The sequence below is a fragment of the Enterobacter cloacae complex sp. XAL002 genome (genome assembly GCF_049236805.1).
GTDB lineage: Bacteria > Pseudomonadota > Gammaproteobacteria > Enterobacterales > Enterobacteriaceae > Enterobacter > Enterobacter intestinihominis.
In genome coordinates this window covers 91,668-114,172 of record NZ_JBMKJN010000016.1, presented here as the reverse complement: position 1 = coordinate 114,172, position 22,505 = coordinate 91,668, and the positions used below count along the sequence as shown (strand labels likewise).

The 22,505-nt window shown below is 54.7% G+C and carries 24 protein-coding genes; 18 read left to right on the top strand and 6 right to left on the bottom strand.

Annotated elements, in window-relative coordinates:
• The first annotated feature begins 62 nt into the window (after positions 1-62).
• Positions 63-1,148: a tRNA/rRNA methyltransferase gene (locus ACOT0L_RS16295; RefSeq protein WP_023300740.1), complete on the top strand. Its 1,086-nt coding sequence runs from the start codon at positions 63-65 to the stop codon at positions 1,146-1,148.
• Positions 1,149-1,187: 39 nt separating this feature from the next.
• Here the strand turns inward: ACOT0L_RS16295 and ung are convergent, their stop codons facing one another.
• Positions 1,188-1,877 (bottom strand): uracil-DNA glycosylase, encoded by a 690-nt coding sequence (ung, locus tag ACOT0L_RS16290; protein ID WP_038416527.1) that lies wholly within the window; start codon positions 1,875-1,877, stop codon positions 1,188-1,190.
• A 314-nt stretch (positions 1,878-2,191) separates the two neighbouring features.
• On the opposite strand from ung, the gene grcA reads away from it, so the two are divergent.
• Positions 2,192-2,575 (top strand): autonomous glycyl radical cofactor GrcA, encoded by a 384-nt coding sequence (gene grcA, locus ACOT0L_RS16285; protein ID WP_022649048.1) that lies wholly within the window; start codon positions 2,192-2,194, stop codon positions 2,573-2,575.
• 52 nt (positions 2,576-2,627) lie between these two features.
• Here the strand turns inward: grcA and srmB are convergent, their stop codons facing one another.
• The gene (gene srmB, locus ACOT0L_RS16280) at positions 2,628-3,956 is read right to left on the bottom strand and encodes an ATP-dependent RNA helicase SrmB (RefSeq protein ID WP_022649047.1); all 1,329 of its coding nucleotides are present in this window, start codon (positions 3,954-3,956) and stop codon (positions 2,628-2,630) included.
• A gap of 132 nt (positions 3,957-4,088) precedes the next feature.
• Between srmB and trmN the strand changes: the two genes are divergently transcribed.
• Positions 4,089-4,826: a tRNA(1)(Val) (adenine(37)-N(6))-methyltransferase TrmN gene (gene trmN / locus ACOT0L_RS16275; RefSeq protein WP_058677483.1), complete on the top strand. Its 738-nt coding sequence runs from the start codon at positions 4,089-4,091 to the stop codon at positions 4,824-4,826.
• On the opposite strand, the gene nadB is transcribed toward trmN, so the two are convergent.
• Positions 4,811-6,430: an L-aspartate oxidase gene (gene nadB, locus ACOT0L_RS16270; RefSeq protein WP_023300738.1), complete on the bottom strand. Its 1,620-nt coding sequence runs from the start codon at positions 6,428-6,430 to the stop codon at positions 4,811-4,813. The two genes, trmN and nadB, sit on opposite strands and share 16 nt — an antisense overlap.
• 425 nt (positions 6,431-6,855) lie before the next feature.
• Here nadB and rpoE point away from each other — a divergent pair, with 425 nt between their 5' ends.
• The 11 genes from rpoE to acpS all read left to right on the top strand — a co-directional run bounded on the left by rpoE (position 6,856) and on the right by acpS (position 16,238).
• A complete protein-coding gene (rpoE, locus tag ACOT0L_RS16265) occupies positions 6,856-7,431 on the top strand; it encodes an RNA polymerase sigma factor RpoE (protein ID WP_006176728.1) in 576 nt (191 codons plus the stop codon).
• A gap of 31 nt (positions 7,432-7,462) precedes the next feature.
• Positions 7,463-8,113 (top strand): anti-sigma-E factor RseA, encoded by a 651-nt coding sequence (gene rseA, locus ACOT0L_RS16260; RefSeq protein ID WP_022649044.1) that lies wholly within the window; start codon positions 7,463-7,465, stop codon positions 8,111-8,113.
• Complete coding sequence (gene rseB / locus ACOT0L_RS16255; RefSeq protein ID WP_022649043.1) at positions 8,113-9,066, top strand: sigma-E factor regulatory protein RseB; 954 nt, start codon at positions 8,113-8,115, stop codon at positions 9,064-9,066. Before rseA ends, rseB begins: the two co-directional genes overlap by 1 nt.
• Complete coding sequence (rseC, locus tag ACOT0L_RS16250; protein ID WP_022649042.1) at positions 9,063-9,539, top strand: SoxR-reducing system protein RseC; 477 nt, start codon at positions 9,063-9,065, stop codon at positions 9,537-9,539. Before rseB ends, rseC begins: the two co-directional genes overlap by 4 nt.
• Before the next feature lie 185 nt (positions 9,540-9,724).
• Positions 9,725-11,530, top strand: coding sequence for a translation elongation factor 4 (gene lepA / locus ACOT0L_RS16245; protein ID WP_022649041.1), 1,806 nt, complete (start codon positions 9,725-9,727; stop codon positions 11,528-11,530).
• Positions 11,531-11,545: 15 nt separating this feature from the next.
• Positions 11,546-12,520 carry a signal peptidase I gene (gene lepB / locus ACOT0L_RS16240; protein ID WP_022649040.1) on the top strand — a complete coding sequence of 325 codons (975 nt, stop codon included), beginning with the start codon at positions 11,546-11,548 and terminating at the stop codon, positions 12,518-12,520.
• A gap of 223 nt (positions 12,521-12,743) precedes the next feature.
• Positions 12,744-13,424, top strand: coding sequence for a ribonuclease III (rnc, locus tag ACOT0L_RS16235; protein WP_023300736.1), 681 nt, complete (start codon positions 12,744-12,746; stop codon positions 13,422-13,424).
• On the top strand, positions 13,421-14,326 hold the full coding sequence (gene era / locus ACOT0L_RS16230) for a GTPase Era (protein WP_022649038.1): 906 nt from the start codon (positions 13,421-13,423) through the stop codon (positions 14,324-14,326). The genes rnc and era overlap by 4 nt, the downstream gene beginning before the upstream one ends.
• Positions 14,327-14,343: 17 nt before the next feature.
• Positions 14,344-15,051 carry a DNA repair protein RecO gene (gene recO / locus ACOT0L_RS16225; protein WP_015572142.1) on the top strand — a complete coding sequence of 236 codons (708 nt, stop codon included), beginning with the start codon at positions 14,344-14,346 and terminating at the stop codon, positions 15,049-15,051.
• Positions 15,052-15,126: 75 nt separating this feature from the next.
• Entirely contained in the window at positions 15,127-15,858 is a 732-nt protein-coding gene (pdxJ, locus tag ACOT0L_RS16220; protein WP_015572143.1) for a pyridoxine 5'-phosphate synthase, read from the top strand.
• Positions 15,858-16,238 (top strand): holo-ACP synthase, encoded by a 381-nt coding sequence (gene acpS, locus ACOT0L_RS16215; protein WP_015572144.1) that lies wholly within the window; start codon positions 15,858-15,860, stop codon positions 16,236-16,238. The genes pdxJ and acpS overlap by 1 nt, the downstream gene beginning before the upstream one ends.
• Here acpS and ACOT0L_RS16210 read toward each other — a convergent pair.
• Both ACOT0L_RS16210 and ACOT0L_RS16205 read right to left on the bottom strand, forming a co-directional pair.
• On the bottom strand, positions 16,235-16,495 hold the full coding sequence (locus tag ACOT0L_RS16210; protein WP_023300734.1) for a YfhL family 4Fe-4S dicluster ferredoxin: 261 nt from the start codon (positions 16,493-16,495) through the stop codon (positions 16,235-16,237). The genes acpS and ACOT0L_RS16210 overlap by 4 nt on opposite strands.
• Before the next feature lie 56 nt (positions 16,496-16,551).
• Entirely contained in the window at positions 16,552-17,400 is an 849-nt protein-coding gene (locus tag ACOT0L_RS16205; protein WP_023300733.1) for a MurR/RpiR family transcriptional regulator, read from the bottom strand.
• Positions 17,401-17,518: 118 nt separating this feature from the next.
• On the opposite strand from ACOT0L_RS16205, the gene murQ reads away from it, so the two are divergent.
• From murQ to tadA, 4 genes are read left to right on the top strand one after another with little or no spacing between them, the layout of a single operon-like run.
• A complete protein-coding gene (gene murQ, locus ACOT0L_RS16200; protein WP_023306721.1) occupies positions 17,519-18,415 on the top strand; it encodes an N-acetylmuramic acid 6-phosphate etherase in 897 nt (298 codons plus the stop codon).
• A gap of 9 nt (positions 18,416-18,424) precedes the next feature.
• The gene (locus ACOT0L_RS16195; RefSeq protein WP_023306720.1) at positions 18,425-19,789 is read left to right on the top strand and encodes a PTS transporter subunit EIIC; all 1,365 of its coding nucleotides are present in this window, start codon (positions 18,425-18,427) and stop codon (positions 19,787-19,789) included.
• 3 nt (positions 19,790-19,792) lie between these two features.
• Positions 19,793-20,428, top strand: coding sequence for a phosphatidylglycerophosphatase C (yfhb, locus tag ACOT0L_RS16190; protein ID WP_022649033.1), 636 nt, complete (start codon positions 19,793-19,795; stop codon positions 20,426-20,428).
• Positions 20,429-20,452: 24 nt separating this feature from the next.
• Complete coding sequence (gene tadA, locus ACOT0L_RS16185) at positions 20,453-20,992, top strand: tRNA adenosine(34) deaminase TadA (protein WP_023300729.1); 540 nt, start codon at positions 20,453-20,455, stop codon at positions 20,990-20,992.
• Here the strand turns inward: tadA and mltF are convergent.
• Positions 20,880-22,430: a membrane-bound lytic murein transglycosylase MltF gene (mltF, locus tag ACOT0L_RS16180; RefSeq protein WP_023300728.1), complete on the bottom strand. Its 1,551-nt coding sequence runs from the start codon at positions 22,428-22,430 to the stop codon at positions 20,880-20,882. The two genes, tadA and mltF, sit on opposite strands and share 113 nt — an antisense overlap.
• Between the last annotated feature and the right edge of the window lie 75 nt (positions 22,431-22,505).

The window sequence follows — 22,505 nt, the reverse complement described above, 5'->3', positions numbered from 1 at the left end:
ATGGCTATGAGCTTGCACATCGGGTAATCTGCGCGCTTCGCGCAGCGCTGGTGGAGAAAAGCATGAACGACGAAATGAAAAACAAAAGCGGCAAGGTCAAAGTGATGTATGTCCGCAGTGATGATGACTCTGATAAACGCACCCAAAATCCGCGTACCGGAAAAGGTGGCGGGCGTCCGGCGTCTTCTCGTGCAGACGGTGGCCGTCGCCCCGCCCGCGATGACAGAAATAACCGCGGCGATGACCGCAAACGTGATGACCGTAAGCGTGACGATCGCAAACGCGATGATTTTGTCCGCGACGGTGGATCGCCATGGCGTACCGTTTCGCGCGCGCCCGGTGAAGAGGCGACCGAAAAAGCCGATCACGGCGGTATCAGCGGAAAAAGCTTTATCGATCCGGAAGTGCTGCGTCGTCAGCGTGCGGAAGAGACCCGTGTCTACGGTGAGAACGCCTGTCAGGCCCTGTTCCAGAGCCGCCCGGAGTGTATCGTTCGCGCATGGTTTATCCAGAGCGTGACCCCGCGCTTTAAAGAAGCGCTGCGCTGGATGGCGGCGAACCGTAAAGCCTACCACGTGGTTGACGATGCCGAGCTGACAAAAGCGTCCGGGACTGAACACCACGGCGGCGTCTGCTTCCTGATCAAAAAACGTAACGGCACCACCGTGCAGCAGTGGGTCAGCCAGGCGGATGCCGATGACTGTGTGCTGGCGCTGGAAGATGTGGGTAACCCGCATAACCTGGGCGCTATGATGCGTAGCTGCGCGCACTTTGGCGTGAAAGGCGTTCTGTTGCAGGATGCCGCGCTGCTGGAATCCGGTGCGGCAATCCGTACCGCGGAAGGCGGTGCTGAGCATGTTCAGCCGATCACCGGCGACAGCGTGCTGGAGGCCCTTGAGCAATTCCGTAACGCGGGCTACACCATTGTCACCACCTCAAGCCGTGCCGCTACGCCGCTGTTTAAAGCGACGTTGCCGCGCAAAATGGTGCTGGTGTTAGGTCAGGAGCGCGATGGTCTGTCTGATGCGGCACTCTCCAGCGCTGACATGAGCGTTTCTATCGACGGCACTGGCAACGTTGAAAGCCTGAACGTATCCGTTGCGACCGGCGTGCTGCTGGCCGAATGGTGGCGTCAGAACAAGGCATAAGCCTTATATGTGCCGGGCCTGACCCGGCACATTCAAACCCTACTCACTCTCTGCCGGTAACACAGGCATCCAGTCAATCGGCTTTTCGCCACGCTTTTCCAGCCACTCATTCGTCAGAACAAAATGGTTACTGCCAAAGAAACCGCGATGCGCAGACAGCGGCGACGGGTGCGGTGCTTTCAGTACGTGATGGCGCTGACGATCGATAATCGCCCCTTTCTTTTGGGCATGTGAACCCCAGAGTAAAAACACGACGCCTTCACGATGCTCATTGATTAGGCTGATAACCTTATCGGTAAAGGTTTCCCATCCCAGACTGGCGTGGGAGTGTGCCTGACCCGCCCGGACGGTTAATACGGTATTCAGCAACAGCACGCCCTGGCGCGCCCAGCTTTCCAGATAACCGTGATTAGGGCGGGTGAAACCCGGAATCGTTCCTTCCAGCTCTTTATACATATTCAGCAGAGAAGGGGGAATGGCCACGCCCGGACGCACGGAAAATGCCAGTCCGTGAGCCTGCCCGGGACCATGGTACGGATCCTGCCCCAGTATAACCACCTTCACGTCGCTCAGTTCGGTGTAGCGAAAGGCGTTAAATACATCTTTCTGCGGTGGATAAATTATCTGGCCGGCCTGCCGTTCAGCCGCAACGGTACTGAGGGTATTAATAAAATAGGGCTGCTGCTTCTCTTCTGCCAGCACGTCATGCCAGGTTAAAGGTGTTGTCATCTCGCTCTCCTGCGAATTTCATTCTCTGCCTAGCTTACCTGCTAATGCCTGGTGAGCAAAATTACCCGCGGAAAAGCGGCTAAGTGTCTCAATTTATGTTGAAAACCAGGCAGGGTAAGTTGAATTGGTAAATCATTAAAATTGATTTAAAACAAAAAATTCAGACCACACTCTTTATGTGGTTAGTGATTTTGTTGATTTAAATCAATAAATCACCCGGGTCTGAATGTTATATATACACACAACAAACAATGGTTTTACCAATTGGCCGCAAAAGGCCAGCATCAGTTAATGTAGCCTAAGGGAGGCAACACATGATTACAGGTATCCAGATTACTAAAGCTGCAAATGACGATCTGCTGAACTCTTTCTGGCTGCTGGACAGCGAGAAAAACGAAGCGCGCTGTGTAGTAGCGAAAGCAGGTTTTGCGGAAGACGAAATCGTTCCGGTGAGCAAACTGGGCGAAATTGAATACCGTGAAATTCCAATGCAAGTGCAACCAGAAGTGCGCGTGGAAGGTGGTCAGCACCTGAACGTTAACGTCCTGCGTCGTGAAACGCTGATGGATGCTGTTGAGAACCCAGAAAAATACCCGCAGCTGACCATCCGTGTGTCTGGCTATGCGGTGCGTTTCAACTCTCTGACTCCGGAACAGCAGCGCGACGTTATCGCCCGTACCTTTACTGAAAGCCTGTAAGGTTTCAGCTTCGGGGGTGGAATAAAAAAGCCGGGAATGTCCCGGCTTTTTTTTACTCTTCAGTTTTTGTCTCTGGCGCAGCAGAACTTGGCTTACGGCGCTTACCAATATTTTTGGTATCGCGGTGGCGCTGCTTCACGCGCGGCTTCTCTTTTTCTTTCTCTTTTCTCTCAGCACGTTTCGCGAGCGCTTTCTTGGACGGTTTACCCGTCATTTTTTCACTCGGTGCACGTGTCGTCGGACGAAGTTCGTCAATCACACGAGCTTTTAGCGGCTCATCAACGTAGCGGCCAATTTTTTGGAGCAGCAGATGGTCGTGCGCTTCTACCAGAGAAATAGCAATCCCTTTGCGGCCCGCACGGCCGGTACGACCAATACGGTGCAGGTAAGTATCACCGCTGCGCGGCATATCAAAGTTGATCACATGGCTCACGTCCGGGATGTCGATCCCGCGCGCGGCAACGTCGGTTGCAACCAGCACATTCACGCGACCATCGGTCAGGCGCTTAATCCCTTCGGTACGCTTAACTTGTGCCATTTCACCTTCGAGATAGCAGTTGTTGATGCCAGCGTTGCGCAGCATTTCTGCCAGCTCATGCACGCGCTCGCGTTTACGTACGAAGACGATGGTACGGGTTGCTTCTTCCTGCTTCAGCAGATGTTTCAGCAACTCAACCTTATGCTCAAGGTTATCTGCTCGGTAGTACCACTGGTGGATCTTCTTACGCTCACGCGTCGATGGCGTAGCGGACACTTCCACCGGATCTTCCAGCAGACGTTCGGCGAAATCTTTAATGGCATCCCCTTCAAGGGTTGCCGAGAACAGCATTGTCTGGTTACGCCAGCGCGTTTCACCCGCGATGTGTTCGATATCCTGGGCAAAGCCCATGTCCAGCATGCGGTCAGCTTCATCGAGAATCAGCGTTTCCACCGCCCGGCAGTCGAAGTTCTCTTCTTTGATGTATTGCAGCAGACGGCCTGTCGTCGCGACAACGATATCCTGGTTTTCGCTGAACACTTCGGCGTGGTTCATATACGCTACGCCGCCAGTGATGGTCGCGATATCCAGATGGGTGTTCGCCGCCAGCTCACGCGCGTGTTCGGCAACCTGCATCGCCAGTTCACGGGTCGGGGTCAGGATCAAAATGCGCGGCGGCCCTGATTTTTTACGCGGAAAATCGAGCAAATGCTGCAACACAGGCAGCAAGTAGGCTGCTGTCTTCCCCGTGCCGGTTGGCGCAGAACCGAGCACATCGCGGCCCTCAAGCGCAGGCGGAATGGCCGCGGCCTGAATGGCGGTCGGGCGTGTAAAGCCTTTACTCTCAAGAGCATTGAGCAGGCTTTCATCGAGTTCAAGTTCGGAAAAAGTCGTTACAGTCATGTTCTACCTCTGTGTGGGGCGCTGATTATAGACGTTACGGCTGTAATCTTCATCTGTTTGTATGGATATCGCTTTTCGACCACTTCGCTTTCCCCTATGCTACTCCAGTTTCACACAGAAGGTTGCCCTGACATGTCTCAACTCAAAGCGCAGTTGCGCCGCGATGGTTTTACGTTTAAACAATTTTTTGTGGCGCACGATCGTTGCGCAATGAAAGTCGGTACAGACGGTATTTTACTGGGTGCATGGGCCCCTGTCGCAGGTGTAAAACGCATTCTGGATATTGGTACGGGCAGCGGACTTCAGGCGCTGATGCTGGCGCAGCGTACCGAAGAACACGTCACTATCGACGCCGTTGAGCTTGATCCTCAGGCGGCCCAGCAGGCAAGCGAAAACGCTGCCGATTCTCCGTGGGCAGAACGGATCAGGGTGGAATGTGCCGATGTCCTGACCTGGGCACTGGAGCAGACTGCGCGTTACGATTTGATCGTCAGCAATCCGCCGTATTTCACGCCAGGTGTGGAGTGTGGAACGCCGGAACGCGAGCAGGCACGTTACACCGGCTCGCTCGATCACAAGGCGCTACTGACCAGCGCGGCGGAACTCATCTCGGAAGAGGGATTTTTCTGCGTGGTCTTGCCCGAAAGCACGGGTAACACCTTCATTGAGATCGCTCGGGATATCGGCTGGAGTTTGCGTCTTCGTACCGATATTTCGGATACGGAAGGTCGCTTACCGCACCGTGTGTTGCTGGCGCTCTCGCCGAAAGAGGGGGAGTGCTTTACCGACAGGATGGTTATTCGCGGGCCAGACCAGCGTTATTCCGAAGATTACACTGCCCTGACCCAGGCCTTTTATCTGTTTATGTGAACCTGCGGCGTCAACACCGACGGGCCGGACGTTTCCAGCGGGTCGGGATAGTCCAGCGTATAATGCAGGCCACGACTCTCTTTGCGCATCATCGCACAGCGTACAATCAGCTCGGCAACCTGCACAAGGTTGCGCAGCTCCAGCAGATTATTGGAAACGCGGAAGTTGGCGTAATATTCATCAATTTCCTGCTGTAACATCATGATGCGGCGTAACGCGCGTTCCAGACGCTTCGTTGTGCGTACAATCCCGACATAATCCCACATGAGAAGCCGCAGCTCGTGCCAGTTATGCTGGATAACCACCAGTTCGTCCGGGTTCTCTACCCGACTTTCATCCCATGCTGGCAGGTGCGTTGTTGGACGTGCATAGGGCATGCGTTTGGTTATATCTTCCGCAGCCGACCACCCATACACAAGACACTCCAGCAATGAGTTTGATGCCATGCGATTCGCACCATGCAGGCCGGTGTAACTGACCTCGCCGATCGCATACAAACCATCCACGTCGGTACGACCATGATCGTCAACCATCACCCCGCCACAGGTATAGTGGGCGGCAGGCACAATCGGCACCGGATCGCGGGTTAAATCGATACCCAGACTCCGCAGCTTTTCATAAATCATCGGGAAGTGCTGGCGAATAAAGTCTGCCGGTTTATGGCTAATGTCCAGATACATACAGTCCACGCCAAGCCGCTTCATCTCGTGGTCAATGGCGCGGGCCACGATATCCCGCGGGGCAAGTTCACCTCGGGGGTCGAAGTCCGGCATAAACCTGGAACCGTCCGGTCGCTTGAGATACGCGCCTTCGCCGCGCAACGCTTCAGTTAACAGGAAGTTACGTGCCTGCGGGTGGAACAGGGCGGTAGGATGGAACTGATTAAACTCCATATTCGCTACGCGGCAGCCTGCGCGCCAGGCCATGGCGATACCGTCTCCGGAGGCGATATCCGGGTTAGTCGTGTACTGGTAAACCTTGGAGGCGCCGCCGGTCGCCAGCACAACGGCTTTAGCCTGGCAGGTTTCCACCTTCTCTTTATTCCGATTCCACACCCATGCGCCGACAACACGGCGCGTGCCGGGCAGGCCAATTTTATCGGAAATAATCAGGTCGACGGCGTTACTGCGCTCCAGCACCCGAATATTGGGATGGCTGAGGGCTTTGCTGACCAATGTGGTTTCAACCGCTTTTCCTGTTGCATCAGCAGCGTGCAGAATACGGCGATGGCTGTGCCCGCCTTCACGGGTCAGATGATAGCTCTCTTCACCATTAGGCTGAACCTGCGTATCAAACAGCACGCCCTGGTCGATAAGCCATTGCACGCAGTGGCGGGCATTGCTGGCGACAAACTCTGCGGCATGCTCATCCACGATCCCGGCACCGGCAATCAGAGTGTCTTCTACGTGTGAGGCAATGCTGTCCGTTTCATCAAACACGGCGGCAATACCGCCTTGTGCATAGAAGGTGGAACCTTCGCTCATCGGCCCTTTACTCAGCACGATTACGTTCTGATGTTCCGCCAGGCGCAGCGCGAGGGAGAGGCCAGCAGCACCGCTGCCGATAATCAGTACATCACAATGGAGTTCAGGCGTTGTATTCATGATGTTTGTTTAATTTACTAAACATGGTCTGGGCAGAATAGCATTGTGATGCGAGTTATCGCACGTTTTTTTTGAAGCGTGTTGCAATGACTAAACGGATGGCCGGAAGTTAAATCATCGCTAAATGACTGGAATTATTTTGCGAAGCAGATCGTTAGCTTCAGATTTTGTGGTGAAATAAAGCCTGTGTTGCGTTACTCTTCTGACGATAAAGTTAATGATTCTTGTCAGAAAGCGGGTGCGTATCGTGAACAGACTTATAATGAGAGAAAATGAACGGTCTGCGGCGCGATGAACAAAAACAAAGGCGTTACGGAACTTATTGAAGAACAGACGCTCTAATTCGGTGCTTGCTCAAAGTGCAATGTTGTTAGAGTGGCGTTTCGATAACGCGTGGAATTTGGTTTGGGGAGACATTACCTCGGATGAGCGAGCAGTTAACGGACCAGGTCCTGGTTGAACGGGTCCAGAAGGGAGATCAGAAAGCTTTTAACCTACTGGTGGTGCGCTACCAGCATAAGGTAGCGAGTCTGGTTTCCCGCTATGTACCGTCAGGCGATGTTCCTGATGTGGTACAAGAGTCTTTTATTAAGGCCTATCGCGCGCTGGATTCATTCCGGGGGGATAGTGCTTTTTATACCTGGCTGTATCGTATTGCAGTCAATACGGCTAAGAATTATTTGGTTGCTCAGGGGCGTCGTCCGCCTTCAAGTGATGTTGACGCTATCGATGCAGAAAACTTCGAAAGTGGCGGCGCGCTGAAAGAAATTTCGAACCCTGAGAACTTAATGTTGTCAGAAGAACTGAGACAAATCGTTTTTCGCACGATCGAGTCGCTCCCGGAAGATTTACGCATGGCAATTACGTTACGGGAGCTGGATGGCCTAAGCTATGAAGAGATAGCCGCCATCATGGATTGTCCGGTCGGCACGGTTCGTTCACGAATTTTCCGTGCGCGAGAAGCTATTGATAATAAAGTTCAACCGCTTATCAGGCGTTGACGATAGCGGGATACTGGAAAAGGTATTAGGCATGCAGAAAGAAAAACTTTCCGCTTTAATGGATGGTGAAATGCTGGATAGTGAGCTGCTCGATGAGTTGTCTCATTCTCCCGAAATGCAACAGACCTGGGAAAACTATCATCTTATCCGCGACACTCTGCGGGGTGATACCAGCGATGTTCTCCATTTCGATATCTCAGCACGCGTTATGGCGGCCATTGAGAACGAACCTGTTCATCAGACCACGCCGCTTATTCCTGAAGCGCAGCCTGCACCTCACCAATGGCAGAAAATGCCGTTCTGGCACAAGGTGCGTCCATGGGCCAGCCAGCTCACCCAGATGGGAGTCGCTGCGTGTGTATCGCTTGCAGTTATCGTTGGGGTCCAGCACTATAATACCCAGTCTGAAGCCAGTCAGCAGCCTGAAGCGCCAGTGTTCAATACGCTGCCGATGATGGGTAAAGCCAGTCCGGTTAGCCTGGGCGTACCGGCAGATGCCTCCGCAAGCGGCGGACAGCAACAGCAGGTACAGGAGCAGCGTCGTCGCATTAATGCGATGTTGCAGGATTACGAGTTGCAGCGTCGTCTGCACTCCGAGCAGCTTCAGTTTGAGCAGGCCCAAACCCAGCAGGCTGCTGTGCAGGTGCCAGGAAACCAAACTTTAGGAACGCAATCGCAGTAATGAAGCAACTTTGGTTCGCCATGTCTTTGATGGCGGGTAGCCTGTTCTTCTCTGCTAACGCCTCGGCTGATGTTTCATCCGGGGCGTTGTTGCAGCAAATGAATCTGGCCAGCCAGTCACTCAATTACGAGTTGGCATTTATTAGCATCAATAAGCAGGGTGTCGAATCGTTACGCTATCGCCACGCCCGCCTTGATAATCAGCCGCTCGCCCAGCTTTTACAGATGGATGGCCCGCGTCGGGAAGTGGTCCAGCGTGGGAACGAAATCAGCTATTTCGAGCCAGGCCTTGAGCCGTTTACGCTCAATGGTGACTACATCGTTGATTCCCTGCCATCGCTCATTTACACCGATTTTAAACGTCTCGCCCCCTACTATGATTTTATCTCGGTGGGGCGAACGCGTATTGCCGACAGGTTGTGCGAAGTGATCCGCGTAGTCGCGCGGGATGGGACACGTTACAGCTATATCGTCTGGATTGACGCAGAGACGAAGCTGCCGATGCGCGTTGATCTGCTCGATCGCGACGGTGAAACGCTGGAGCAGTTCCGCGTGATCTCCTTCGACGTGAACGGTCAGGTTGGCAACAGTATGCAGAATCTGGCCAAAGCCAGCCTGCCGCCTTTGCTTTCCGTACCTGCCGGCGATTCTGTCAATTTCAACTGGGTACCTTCCTGGATCCCGCAAGGATTCAGCGAAGTATCCAGCAGCCGTCGCCAGCTGCCGACTATCGAAACACCGGTTGAGTCGCGCCTCTATTCCGATGGGCTATTTAGCTTCTCGGTGAATATCAATCGCGCTACGGCGAACAGTTCCGAACAGATGCTCCGTACCGGTCGCCGGACGGTTAGCACGACGGTACGCGATAATGCGGAAATTACCATTGTTGGTGAATTACCGCCGCCAACAGCAAAACGTATTTCAGACAGCATTAAATTCAGGGCTGCGCAATGATTAAAGAGTGGGCGACGGTCGTATCCTGGCAGGATGGCGTAGCGCTTGTCAGCTGTGACGTTAAAGCATCATGCAGCAGCTGCGCTTCGCGAGCCGGTTGCGGCAGCCGCGTATTGAATAAGCTGGGGCCGCAAACGTCGCACACTATTGCTGTGTCGAGCGATCAGCCGCTGGTGGCAGGGCAAAAAGTGGAGCTCGGCATCGCTGAAGGCAGCCTGCTCACTTCCGCCATACTGGTTTACCTTTCTCCGCTCGCCGGACTTTTCGTGATGGGCGGGGTTTTCCAGATGCTGTTCGGCACAGATTTGGCCGCCATGTGCGGTGCCGCCTTGGGCGGTGTGGGCGGGTTCTGGCTTGCTAAAGGCGTTTCCCCAAGGCTTACCGCCCGGGAAGCCTGGCAGCCCGTCATTCTCAGCGTTGCACTGGCACCCGACCAACTTCGTGTTGAGACGCTCTCTTCTGAGGCCCGGTGATCTGCCGGGCTTTATTATTATTTACATCGCAATAAAGTAAACGCCGTCTCTTCGCGCTATACCTGACTCTAAGTGCATTTCCAGCAGACGAGGTTGTAGTGTAGAATGCTGCGTTTTCGCACTGAAAAACGTCAGGCTAAGAACAGCGGCCTCCAGGAATTCGTAAGGCATAATTATTTAACTATATGAAGAACATACGTAACTTTTCGATCATTGCTCACATTGACCACGGTAAGTCGACGCTGTCTGACCGTATTATCCAGATTTGCGGTGGCCTGTCTGATCGTGAAATGGCAGCCCAGGTTCTGGACTCCATGGACCTGGAACGCGAACGCGGTATTACCATTAAAGCCCAGAGCGTGACGCTCGACTATAAGGCTTCCGATGGTGAAACCTACCAGCTGAACTTTATCGACACCCCAGGGCACGTTGACTTCTCTTATGAAGTGTCACGCTCGCTGGCGGCCTGCGAAGGCGCGCTGCTGGTGGTGGATGCCGGGCAGGGCGTAGAGGCCCAGACGCTGGCAAACTGCTATACCGCCATGGAAATGGATCTCGAAGTGGTGCCGGTTCTGAATAAAATCGACCTGCCAGCCGCCGATCCTGAGCGCGTAGCGGAAGAAATTGAAGACATCGTCGGTATCGATGCGACCGATGCAGTGCGCTGCTCGGCAAAAACCGGCGTAGGTGTTCCGGATGTACTGGAACGTCTGGTGCGTGACATTCCGCCGCCGGAAGGTGACCCGGATGCGCCGCTCCAGGCGCTGATCATCGACTCCTGGTTTGATAACTACCTGGGCGTTGTCTCGCTGGTGCGTATTAAAAACGGCACCATGCGTAAAGGCGACAAAATCAAGGTCATGAGCACCGGGCAGGTCTACAACGCTGACCGCCTCGGCATCTTCACGCCAAAACAGGTTGACCGTACCGAACTGAAATGCGGCGAAGTGGGTTGGCTGGTCTGTGCAATTAAAGACATCCTCGGCGCGCCAGTGGGCGATACCCTGACCGGCGCACGTAACCCGGCAGATAAAGCGCTGCCAGGCTTCAAAAAGGTGAAACCGCAGGTTTATGCGGGTCTGTTCCCGGTCAGCTCCGACGATTACGAAAACTTCCGCGATGCGCTCGGAAAGCTGAGCCTCAACGATGCTTCCCTGTTCTATGAGCCAGAAAGCTCAACGGCGCTGGGCTTCGGCTTCCGCTGTGGCTTCCTCGGTCTGCTGCACATGGAGATCATTCAGGAACGTCTGGAGCGTGAATACGATCTGGATCTGATCACCACCGCCCCGACGGTTGTCTACGAAGTAGAAACCACGTCGAAAGAGGTGATCTACGTCGACAGCCCTTCCAAGCTCCCGCCGCTGAATAATATTCAGGAACTGCGCGAGCCTATCGCAGAGTGTCACATGCTGCTGCCGCAGGAGTTCCTCGGCAACGTGATCACCCTGTGTATTGAGAAGCGTGGCGTGCAGACCAACATGGTGTACCACGGTAACCAGGTGGCGCTGACCTATGAAATTCCGATGGCGGAAGTGGTGCTCGACTTCTTCGACCGTCTGAAGTCTACCTCCCGTGGCTATGCGTCACTGGACTACAACTTCAAACGCTTCCAGGCCTCCAACATGGTTCGCGTGGACGTGCTGATCAACGGCGAGCGTGTTGATGCCCTGGCGCTAATCACCCACAACGATAACGCACCGTACCGCGGTCGTGAGCTGGTTGAGAAGATGAAAGAGCTGATCCCGCGTCAGCAGTTTGACATTGCGATTCAGGCGGCCATTGGTAACCACATCATTGCCCGTTCAACCGTGAAGCAGCTGCGTAAAAACGTTCTGGCTAAGTGCTACGGCGGCGACGTCAGCCGTAAGAAAAAGCTGTTGCAGAAGCAGAAAGAAGGTAAGAAGCGTATGAAGCAGGTCGGTAACGTTGAGCTGCCGCAGGAAGCATTCCTTGCCATCCTTCATGTTGGTAAAGACGGAAACGGTAAATAACCTTAAGGAGTTGGCATGGCGAACATGTTTGCCCTGATCCTGGTCATCGCTACCCTGGTAACAGGTCTGTTATGGTGCCTGGATAAGTTTATCTTCGCCCCAAAACGCCGTGAACGTCAGGCTGCCGCGCAGGCAGCCACGGGCGATACGCTGGACGCGAAAACCCTGAAAAAAGTCGGCCCAAAACCGGGCTGGCTGGAAACAGGGGCATCGGTCTTCCCGGTGCTGGCGATTGTGCTGGTGGTGCGTTCATTTATTTATGAACCGTTCCAGATCCCGTCAGGATCGATGATGCCAACGCTGCTGATCGGTGATTTCATTCTGGTTGAGAAGTTTGCCTATGGCATCAAAGATCCGATCTACCAGAAAACGCTGATCGAAACGGGTCATCCGAAACGTGGCGACATCGTGGTGTTTAAATATCCGGAAGATCCACGGCTGGATTATATTAAACGCGCGGTAGGTCTGCCGGGCGATAAAGTAACCTACGATCCGATAGCGAAGGAAGTGAGGATTCAGCCAGGCTGTAGCTCTGGAACTGCATGTGAAAATGCGCTGCCAGTCACTTACTCCAACGTTGAGCCAGGTGATTTTGTGCAGACCTTCGCCCGCCGTAATGGCGGTGAAGCGACCAGCGGATTCTTCCAGGTGCCAAAAGGTGAAACCAAAGAGAACGGTATTCGTCTGGTTGAACGCAAAGAGACGCTGGGCGATGTCACTCACCGCATTCTGACCGTGCCAATTGCACAGGATCAACTGGCAATGTACTACCAGCAGCCAGGCCAGCAGCTGGCGACCTGGATTGTGCCGCCGGGACACTACTTCATGATGGGTGATAACCGCGATAACTCCGCGGACAGCCGTTACTGGGGCTTTGTGCCGGAAGCGAATCTGGTCGGTAAAGCAACCGCTATCTGGATGAGTTTCGAGAAGCAGGAAGGCGAGTGGCCGACCGGCGTTCGCCTGAATCGTATTGGCGGAATTCATTAATTTTCGTCAAAAATAACACGTAGCGGCTTTTATTCGCCGCTACGTGAATTATTTCAGCGATAAATCTCTTTGAACTAACGACATCCCCTGTCGTTGCGTATAGAATATTCCCCCGAAGTTTAAGGTTGGCCCTGCAAGGGTGCCACGGCACACGAAACCGCGTTGGTTTTCTCAGGTCGGTTTCGTGTGCTGCATTTTTGACGCATTCATTTATTGGTATCGCATGAACCCCATCGTAATTAATCGGCTTCAACGGAAGCTGGGCTACACTTTTCATCATCAGGAGTTGTTGCAACAGGCATTAACCCATCGCAGTGCCAGCAGCAAACATAATGAGCGTCTCGAGTTTTTAGGCGACTCTATTTTAAGTTTCGTGATTGCAAATGCGCTTTATCATCGTTTTCCGCGTGTGGACGAAGGTGATATGAGCCGCATGCGTGCCACGCTGGTGCGCGGCAACACCCTCGCTGAAATCGCACGCGAGTTTGAGCTGGGTGAGTGTCTGCGTCTGGGGCCGGGTGAGCTGAAAAGTGGTGGGTTCCGTCGTGAATCCATTCTTGCCGATACGGTCGAGGCTTTAATCGGTGGCGTGTTCCTGGACAGCGATATCCAGACCGTAGAAAAGATGATCCTGAACTGGTATCAGACCCGTCTGGACGAAATCAGCCCGGGCGATAAACAAAAAGATCCGAAAACGCGTCTGCAAGAATATTTGCAGGGTCGTCACCTCCCGCTGCCATCCTATCTGGTGGTGCAGGTACGTGGCGAAGCGCACGATCAGGAATTTACCATCCATTGCCAGGTCAGTGGCCTGAGTGAACCGGTGGTCGGCACGGGTTCAAGCCGTCGTAAGGCTGAACAGGCTGCCGCCGAACAGGCGTTAAAAATGCTGGAGCTGGAATGAGCGAAGAAAAAACGTATTGCGGATTTATTGCCATCGTCGGACGTCCGAACGTTGGTAAATCCACCCTGTTGAATAATCTGCTTGGACAGAAGATTTCCATTACCTCGCGTAAGGCGCAGACCACGCGTCACCGCATCGTCGGTATCCATACTGAAGGCGCTTATCAGGCGATCTACGTCGATACCCCGGGCCTGCACATGGAAGAGAAGCGTGCCATCAACCGTCTGATGAACAAGGCGGCGAGCAGCTCCATTGGCGATGTAGAGCTGGTGATTTTCGTTGTGGAAGGCACCCGCTGGACGCCGGACGACGAAATGGTCCTGAACAAGCTGCGTGACGGCAAAACGCCGGTGATCCTCGCGGTCAATAAAGTGGACAACGTGCAGGAAAAAGCCGATCTGCTGCCGCATCTGCAATGGTTGGGCAGCCAGATGAACTTCCTGGACATCGTCCCGCTGTCTGCGGAAACAGGTCTGAACGTCGATACCATCGCGGGTATCGTGCGTAAACATCTGCCGGAAGCGACTCATCACTTCCCGGAAGACTACATCACCGATCGCTCTCAGCGTTTTATGGCGTCTGAAATCATCCGTGAGAAGCTGATGCGTTTCCTGGGCGCTGAACTGCCGTACTCTGTGACGGTGGAGATCGAGCGTTTCCAGAGCAACGAGCGTGGCGGCTACGATATTAACGGTCTGATCCTCGTTGAGCGAGAAGGGCAGAAGAAGATGGTGATCGGCAATAAAGGTGCCAAGATCAAAACTATCGGAATCGAAGCCCGTAAAGACATGATGGACATGTTTGAAGCACCGGTTCACCTGGAACTGTGGGTGAAAGTGAAATCTGGCTGGGCCGATGATGAGCGTGCGCTGCGCAGCCTCGGTTACGGCGAAGATCAGTAACCTAAGACGACGAGCATATGGATGGATGGCAGCGCGCCTTTGTCCTGCATAGTCGTCCCTGGAGCGAAACCAGCCTGATGCTGGACGTCTTCACGGAAGAGTCCGGTCGCGTGCGCCTTGTTGCCAAAGGCGCACGTTCCAGACGTTCTAATCTGAAAGGTGCCTTGCAGCCTTTCACCCCGCTGCTGGTCCGCTTTGGCGGGCGAGGGGAAGTCAAAACCCTGCGCAGTGCTGAAGCCGTCTCCCTGGCGCTTCCTCTTTCTGGTATCACGCTCTACAGCGGTTTGTATGTCAACGAACTCATTTCACGGGTTCTTGAACATGAGACCCGCTTCTCTGAACTTTTCTTTGATTACCTGCACTGTATTCAGGCACTTGCTGGCGCAACCGGCACCCCTGAGCCTGTGCTGCGTCGTTTCGAACTGGCGCTGCTCGGGCACCTTGGTTACGGCGTTGATTTTCTGCACTGTGCGGGAAGCGGAGACGAGGTAGAAGACACCATGACCTATCGCTATCGTGAGGAAAAGGGCTTTATTGCCAGTGTCGTCGTCGATAACAGCACTTTTACCGGGCGCCAGCTCAGAGCACTGTATGAACGCGAGTTCCCGGACGCCGACACCCTGCGTGCGGCAAAACGCTTTACCCGAATCGCGCTCAAGCCGTATCTTGGGGGCAAACCTTTAAAGAGCCGCGAATTATTCAGGCAGTTTATGCCGAAACGCTAATGTTTTACCCCTCACCCCAGCCCTCTCCCGGAGGGAGAGGGAGAAGGTAAATGACCAAAAATACCGAGGATTGTCATGGCTGAATTACTGTTAGGCGTCAATATCGATCACATCGCCACGTTACGTAATGCACGCGGTACCGCGTATCCCGATCCGGTTCAGGCGGCATTTATCGCTGAGCAGGCTGGCGCCGACGGCATTACCGTCCACCTGCGTGAAGATCGTCGCCACATCACTGACCGCGACGTGCGCATCCTGCGTCAGACGCTGGATACCCGCATGAACCTGGAGATGGCGGTGACAGAAGAGATGCTGGCGATTGCCTGCGAGACTAAACCGCATTTCTGCTGCCTGGTGCCGGAAAAGCGTCAGGAAGTGACCACCGAAGGCGGTCTCGATGTGGCCGGGCAGCTCGACAAAATGCGCGATGCCTGCAAACGCCTGGCGGATGCCGGTATCCTGGTATCTTTATTTATCGACGCTGATTTCACCCAGATTAAAGCCGCTGCCGATGTGGGTGCGCCGTATATTGAAATTCACACCGGCTGCTATGCCGATGCCGAAAACGACGCAGCGCAGGCGAAAGAGCTGGAGCGAATCGCCAAAGCGGCAACCTACGCCGCGAGCCTGGGACTGAAGGTTAACGCCGGACACGGCCTGACCTATCACAACGTAAAAGCCATTGCTGCCCTGCCGGAAATGCATGAGCTGAACATTGGCCACGCCATTATTGGTCGTGCGGTGATGAGCGGCCTGAAAGAGGCGGTGTCCGAGATGAAGCGCCTGATGCTGGAAGCGCGTCAGTAATGGCTATTCTGGGCTTAGGCACCGACATCGTCGAAATAGCCCGCATTGAAGCGGTGATCGCCCGCAGCGGCGATCGCCTCGCAAGACGCGTGCTGAGCGATAACGAATGGGCTATCTGGGAGGCGCATCAACAGCCGGTGCGCTTTCTGGCAAAGCGCTTCGCGGTAAAAGAGGCGGCGGCGAAAGCGTTCGGCACGGGCATTCGTAACGGCCTGGCGTTCAACCAGTTTGAAGTGTTTAACGATGAGCTGGGTAAGCCACGTCTGCGTTTATGGGGCGAGGCGCTTAAGCTGGCGGAAAAGCTGGGCGTGGCGCACATGCACGTAACGCTTGCAGATGAACGCCACTATGCCTGTGCTACGGTGATTATTGAGAGTTAAATTTTGTCCGCATGGTGCATCAGGACAAACTTATCCCACAACTGTTCTTCGTTCTCGACGTGTGCCGGATCTTTTAAGATCGTATTGGGAATTGGGCACACCTTCTGGCAGGTCGGCGTTTCATAGTGGCCGATGCATTCGGTGCAGCGGTCGCTGTTAATCTCATAAATGCTGTCGCCCATCGAAATCGCCTGGTTCGGGCATTCGGGTTCGCACATATCGCAGTTGATGCATTTTTTGGTGATTAACAGCGCCATCAGGAAATTCTCAGAAACATCACAAACAGGGCGGGCATTATACGCTCATTCGTTGTTCAAACCAGTTTTTTTACCAGCTCTTCGCTGTGCCGAATACGTTCTGGCGCACGCTCCAGATCCTGCTGAACCAGCGCCATAAACAGCAGGTCCGTCAGCATCATCTGCGCACTCGTCGACGAAATCGCCGCGCTGCGAGTGGCCTGTTCCTCGGCAATGGTATACAGGCAGCGGGTTGCCCGTTGCTGGAGCGCATTCGGGCTAAATCCGGTAATCGCCAGAATTTTTCCCCCTACGCGCAGGGCTTCGTCGGTGGCCATATTAATTTCACGTCGCTCGCCGGAATAGGAGATGGCCAGCAGTAAATCGTCAGGATCCATGGCCTGCACGGTCGCCAGCAGCGCGTGCATATCCTGTTCAACGATGGCGTTATAGCCGATTTTTGTCAGCTTCCAGCCAAAGTTACGCGCAACCAGTCCGGAGGCGCCGATCCCGGTCAACACAATGCGCCGCGCGTCGCGAAGCATGGCTACGCTTTCCAGCAGCTTCTCTTCCGTGTTCACATCCAGCGTGGCATGCATTGCCGCCACGTTCTCCTTGATCAGCTTTTCGCCCACCAGACGCATCGGATCGTCGCCACGGATCTGGTTATGCACCGGCATTGACTGCGGATTCGGGTTGCTCACCAGTGCTTCACTGATCGCCAGCTTTAGCGCCGGAAAGCCCTTATAGCCTATTTTCTGGGCGAATTTCACCACGCTCGACTGACTCACTCCGGCTTCGCCTGCCAGCTGCTGGGAGCTGAGGTGTCGCGCGCGATCGGGCTGAGAAAGTAAAAAATCCGCCAGCTTTTTATCACTCTGGGCAAACCCTGCGTAGCGCTGACGAATACGAATTAAACAGTTCATACGGTCTCCTGGCGAAAATGTGATTACCCGCGCAAATACGAATTTTGCTCGCCTGAATGAATTTTATATTCCATTATAGTGCGTTTATTATGAATTAAAAATTCCAGAGGTAAATAACATGAATCTTGGCTCTCTTGTTTCTGAAACGCGTAACCCGCAAACCATGGATCTTGATGCACTGTCCACGCTGGAGCTGGTAAACCGCTTTAATCAACAGGATACCCTCGTCGCGCTGGCAGTCAAAGAGACATTGCCTGAGGTAGCAAAAGCCGTAGACGCCGCTGCCGACGCTCTCAAAGCAGGAGGACGCATTATTTATATGGGAGCGGGAACCAGCGGGCGCCTCGGGGTGCTGGATGCCTCAGAATGTCCGCCGACTTTTGGCGTTCCGCACGGGCTGGTCGTTGGCCTGATTGCCGGTGGCCCCGGCGCGCTGCTGAAAGCGGTAGAAGGGGCAGAAGACAATAAACAGCTTGGGGAAGATGATCTCAGGGCGCTAAACCTGACCGCGCAGGATCTGGTGGTCGGGCTGGCGGCTTCTGGTCGTACGCCGTACGTCATTGGTGGACTGGAATATGCCAGACAGACCGGGTGCACCACAGTGGCCATCTCCTGTAACCCGGGCTCGCCGATTGCGCAGGTGGCCGCCATTGCCATCTCTCCGGTCGTCGGGCCGGAAGCGCTCACCGGCTCCACACGGCTGAAGTCGGGTACCGCGCAGAAGCTGGTGCTCAATATGATCTCCACCGGCGCGATGGTGAAATTTGGCAAGGTCTACCAAAACCTGATGGTGGATATGCAGGCCACTAACATCAAGCTGGTGGACAGAGCGTGTCGCATGGTGATGGAAGCGACAGGCGCCAGTCGTGAAGAGGCGGAAAAGGTGCTTCAGCAGACCGATCACGATGTAAAACCCGCCATTCTGATGATATTAACCGGGCTGGATGCAGCCGCGGCCAGAGCCAGACTCGAAGCCCATCACGGGTTTTTACGGGCGGCATTAGAACACCAATAAGAGGCGTGTATGGACAAAACAGCAGCGCTCGCCAGCGACATCCTGCTCGGGATCGGTGGGGAAAAAAATATTCAGCGTCTTGAGAACTGTATGACGCGTGTTCGCGTCGAGGTGCATAACGACGAACAGCTTGATTTGACGCGCCTTAAGCAGCTTCCCGGCGTGAGCGGGTACGTTAAGCAGGGGCAACAGCACCAGTTGATTGTCGGTCCGGGCAAAGCGGCGCAGGTGGTAGATGCCATGCGCGCCCTGATGACGGGCGGTGAAACGGCTCCCGCCTTTGACGATGCGGAACGCACCAAAGCGCAGGCGAAAGCCAAATACAAAGCCCCTATGAGCGATGCGCTGCGCCAGCTGGCAAACGTCTTTATTCCGCTGATCCCGGCGTTTATCGCGTCGGGGCTGATCACCGGGATTATCAATATTCTTAAGCGTCCGGATATTGTCGGGGATTTTGCCACGCAGTATCCGAACCTGCTGGGTATTCTGGCGATTTTCGGCAGCGCGGTGTTTGCCATCATGAACATTCTGGTGGGGGTGAACACGGCCAAAGTGTTTGGCGGCTCGCTGGCGATGGGCGGCGTTATGGCGGGTATCCTCTCCAGCCCGCAGCTGGCGCAGATTACGCTGTTTGGCGAGGCGCTTCAGCCTGGCCGCGGCGGGGTGATTGCCGTGCTGCTGGTGGTCATTCTGATGTGCTGGATCGAGAAAAAGCTGCGCGCGGTGCTGCCAGGCTCGATTGAGCTGATCCTCAACCCGCTGCTGACCACATTGATTACCGGGAGCGTGGCGATTGTGGCGCTGCAACCGTTAGGCGGCGCCATCTCTGAAGCCATCGCCCACGGCGCGTCTCTGGCTATCGATCGCGGTGGGTTATTGGTGGGGGCTGTGCTGTCCGGAACCTTCCTGCCGTTAGTGCTGACCGGTTTGCATCAGGGGCTAGTGCCGATTCACGTCGAACTGGTACAGGCGCACGGCTATAACGCCCTGCTGCCGATCCTGTCGATGGCGGGCGTTGGGCAGGTCGGCGCGGCCATCGCGGTGCTGATGAAAACCCGCAACGCACGTCTGAAAAAGGTCATTAAAGGGGCGTTGCCGGTCGGGTTGCTCGGTATCGGCGAGCCGCTGATTTTCGGCGTTACGCTGCCGCTGGGCAAGCCGTTCCTGGCCGCCTGTCTCGGTGGCGCGGTGGGCGGGGCGTTGATTAGCTACTGGAAAGTGGCGACCGTTATCACCTTCGGGATTTCCGGTTTACCGCTGGCATTAACCATCGTGACCGGAAAAGTGATGCTCTATCTGTTAGGCTATCTGGTAGCGGTGATCGCCGGGTTCCTGTTTACCTGGCTATTAGGATTCAACGACCCAGAGGAGTAAGGTTTGGCAAATCACGAGCGTCGCGTTGTCTTTTTTGATCTGGATGGAACGCTGCATCAGCAGGATATGTTCGGCACCTTTATGCGCTACCTGCTGCGGCGCCAGCCCCTTAACGCGTTGCTGGTATTGCCCCTGTTACCTGTTATTGGCATCGCGCTACTGGTGAAAGGCCGTTCAGCGCGCTGGCCGATGAGCCTGCTGCTCTGGGGATGCACGTTTGGTCATAGCGAAGCGCGTCTTAAGCAGCTTGAACAGGATTTTGCCCACTGGTTTCGCGGGCACGTCGCCGCGTTTCCCGTGGTCCAGGCGCGCCTGACCAGCTATCTCGACGCCAACGATGCCGATATCTGGCTGATTACCGGCTCCCCGCAGACGCTGGTAGAACAGGTCTATTATGATACGCCCTGGCTGCCGCGCGTAAACCTTATCGCCACGCAGATCGCGCGCGGCTACGGCGGCTGGGTGCTTACCCTGCGCTGCCTCGGACATGAAAAAGTGGTGCAGCTGGAGAAACGCATCGGTACGCCGCTGCGTCTGTACAGCGGCTACAGCGACAGCAAGCAGGACAACCCGCTTCTCTATTTTTGCCAGCACCGCTGGCGCGTCACGCCTCTGGGCGAACTTCAGCAACTCGAATAGTCTTATCTGTACCGGCTGTGTATAATGCCGCCCGCTTTTCGACTGGAGTATCAGCCCTTGTCCAACCCTGAACACAATCATGAATACTGGATGCGCCACGCGCTGGCGCTGGCTCAGCGCGCCTGGGAAGAGGGCGAAGTTCCCGTGGGCGCGGTGCTGGTCCATAACAATCAGGTAATTGGTGAAGGGTGGAACCGTCCGATTGGCCGTCACGATCCTACCGCGCATGCTGAAATTATGGCGCTGCGTCAGGGCGGACTGGTGCTGCAAAACTATCGTCTGCTTGATACCACCCTGTACGTCACCCTTGAACCGTGCGTGATGTGCTCCGGGGCGATGGTGCATAGCCGAATCGGTACGCTGGTGTTTGGCGCGCGGGATGAAAAAACGGGCGCTGCTGGTTCACTGATGGACGTGCTTGGGCATCCGGGGATGAACCACCAGGTGAAAACTATCGGTGGGGTACTTGCACCAGAATGTTCGGGTCTGTTAAGTGACTTTTTTCGAATGCGTCGGCTGCAGAAAAAGCAACAAAAGGCAGAATTGAAACCGCAGGGTGATTAAGCTCGTCCGGTGCGACCACCGGATAGCTTTCAGCCAGCTGTTGCGCCTCGGCCGCCTCTTTTTCTTTCTCCAGCAGATATCCCACCAGGCTTATCTGATACTTACGAATATTTTCCACGTAGGCATACGCTTCATGCCCGCGCGCATAGCCGTACGTCAGCTTCTGGTACCACTGTTTCTGGCTAAGCAGCGGCAGGCGCTGTTTTACATCTGACCAGCTGTCCGGGTTACCTTTGGTTTTTGCCGTCAGCGTCCGCGCGTCGAGCATATGGGCATAACCCATGTTATAGGCGGCCAGCGCAAACCAGATCCGCTCCCCTTCAGGGACCGTCTCCGGCACTTTCGCCATCATATCCTGTAAATATTGCGCGCCGCCGCTGATGCTCTGTTCCGCATCGGTTCGATCGCTAATGCCGAGGCTCTGCGCGGTATTTTTGGTCAGCATCATCAACCCGCGCACGCCCGTGGGGGAGGTGGCCTGAGCATCCCAGTGCGATTCCTGGTAGGAAATTGCCGCCAGTAACTTCCAGTCAATCTCCTGAGCGTACTTCTCGAACAGCGGTTGCAGGTCCGGCAGCACGCTATCCACCGCGCGCAGGAAGGAGCGGGTGTCAACGTAATCAAAATCGTCACCGTGACCGAGATATTTCTCTTCCAGACGCGCCAGGGTGCCGTCTTCATTGATGGAATTAAAGAAATCGAGCATAGCCGCAGAGACGGTTTGATCGTCGTCCAACTGGGTAAACCAGGTTACCGGCTGTTCATCGGTCACATCCAGCGCCACGGCGATTTCAGGATGAACGCGCTGGAAAAGGCTGATCGCCACCGAATCAGCAATGGTATAGGCCAGCTTTTTATCTTTTACCTGCTCCAGCAATTCGGTAGTGCCGAGTTTAGGATCGACCGTCCAGCTGAGGTTCGGGTATTTTTTCTCTTTCAACGCCCGCAGATCGTCAATCACCACATGGCCTGGCGCAATGGTCAATTGCTGGTCGGTAATGTCGGCCAGTGAGCGCGGGCGCAAGCTACCCACACGATAAACCACCTGCTGCGACACGGAGTAATAGGTCGGGCCCGGCTGATAATTTTTGCTGCGTTCGCTGTTGTACACCAGACCTGCGGCGAGAATATCGGCACGGTCATGGTCTAAATCATCAAACAGCTGGTTGATGTTCTGCCGCACGGTGACTTTCAGCTTCACGCCCAGATAGTCCGCAAACAGCTGTGCCAGTTCGTAATCAAGACCAATGGTTTTACCGTTGATATCGTCGTATATAAGCGGAGAGGAGAGGGTACTGACGCGCAACTCCCCCCGCTCCTGAATGGCGGCGATACGGTTTTCGGCTTTGCCGAACCAGGGGATAGACGGCCAGAGGGCCACTGCCAGCAGCAACGTAACAATGCCGATGAGCAGATAATTAATCTTTAATTTTTTCAATTAGTTAATTCTCTGCGACGCCGGTTGCCTCAGTGTGCTGTAGTCATGTTAAGAGTAGAGTTTGCCATTGATTGA